This window comes from Streptomyces sp. NPDC051364, assembly GCF_040682115.1.
Taxonomy (GTDB): Bacteria; Actinomycetota; Actinomycetes; order Streptomycetales; family Streptomycetaceae; genus Streptomyces.
Genome location: NZ_JBFBAH010000085.1, coordinates 1 through 1531, shown reverse-complemented (window position 1 = coordinate 1531; position 1531 = coordinate 1). Strand labels below are relative to the sequence as shown.

General features: G+C 67.1%; 2 protein-coding genes. Both read left to right on the top strand.

Annotation, left to right across the window (positions count from 1 at the left end):
* Positions 1–135: 135 nt before the first annotated feature.
* A complete protein-coding gene (locus tag AB0M76_RS43425) occupies positions 136–537 on the top strand; it encodes a hypothetical protein (protein ID WP_365958288.1) in 402 nt (133 codons plus the stop codon).
* Positions 534–1076, top strand: coding sequence for a GNAT family N-acetyltransferase (locus AB0M76_RS43420; RefSeq protein WP_365958287.1), 543 nt, complete (start codon positions 534–536; stop codon positions 1074–1076). The genes AB0M76_RS43425 and AB0M76_RS43420 overlap by 4 nt, the downstream gene beginning before the upstream one ends.
* Positions 1077–1531: the final 455 nt, after the last annotated feature.

Genomic DNA, 1531 nt, shown 5'->3' with positions numbered 1-1531 from the left:
AACATCACCCGCAGCCGCCTCGGACGCCTCACCCGCCAAGGCTTCCTCACCCAACCCGGACGAGGCCGCTACCAGAAACGGACTTAACGCCCACTCAGAGCCACCCGCCGAGCACTCGACACGGCGCAGGAAGCGATGCAGCGAGCAGATCCCGACGCGGACCGCCCGGTTTGGATGCGGGCCTTCTACGACCAAGCCGAACTCGACAGCCTCGCCCTCTCCGCCTTCATGTCCCTAGCCCAGTACGACGCTGCCGAGGCGCACGCCCACCGATGCCTGGCAAGCCTACGACCCCACATGCACAGGTCGCGGGCCATCACCACCTCGCGCCTCGCCCTCGCCCAACTGGGCCAAGGCGACCTGGAGCCGGCGGTGACCTCCGCGATGCGCGTCCCCCGTGACGCGGCCACATCCCATCCCCGCGTCGTGGAGATGCTGGCGACCCTCGGAAGTGAGCTGCGCAAGAACGCGCGGACGAGCCCGCAAGCCCGATTGTGGACCGAGTACGCCAGGTCGCTGAAAGGAACCGCGAAATGACGGACTCCGTCATCCTGAAGCACCACAGCGGCCTCGACGACGTGCGAGAGGACCTGATCAAGGTCTACGCCAGCGTACGAGGCGACCTGCTTCGCCTGCCGAACTATCGGGTCGAGACGTTCACCGAACGACTCGACCGGCACGGCAACGACCCCGGCTGGGAAGCCGTCATGGCCCACGCTCCCGAAGGCGAACCCATCGGCTACGCCTACGCCAACACGGTGGAACCCGGAAACCGCTGGTGGACTCGAATGGACGCTCCACCCCCTGCCGAGTACGCGAGCTCGACATCCCTCGCGATCAAGGAGATCGGCGTCGTCAAGCCCTGGCGCGGCCAAGGACTCGCCCAGGCCATGCACGACGAACTCCTAAGGCACCGACATGAGGAGTACGTGACCCTCCTCGTCAACCCGGCCGCCGGCGAGGGCAAAGTGAAGAGACTCTACGAGGGCTGGGGGTACGTACAGATCGGCAGGCAACAGCCGTCGCCGGACTCCCCGCCGCTGCACTGTCTCGGGCGCCCCGTCATGCAGCCCTGAGGCGGTGAACCCTTCAATCGCCGGAACCGCGTCACCACCGAGGAACACCGCTCCGTCATCACCGGCCCTGCCCGATACCAGCGCCAGGTGCGCACGAAGCCCGTACGCCAACTCCTCCTCGCCGACTACGAACCGGAGATGCGGACGGCCTGGCGTCGGGTGACGAACCTGCGTGAGACTTTGAGCCCGACACGGCCGCCACACGTGACCAGGCCGTGCTCACGCTCGACCGGCTCGGCCGCTCCCTGGCATCGGGAAATGAGGTCTTGACTCGACGCTTGGCGACCGAGGCAGAAGTCGGCCGACCCGGGCTGGGCGGCGCCACCCCACCAGCTTGGCAACCGCGGAGTAGTCGCCCTCAGTGGCTGTTGTCGTTCCGATCTTGAGGGGTGTTGGTCGAACGGGAGTCCCGTTCGGGTGATGACGGTGGGTTCCGGGCATGAGAACAGGGCCTC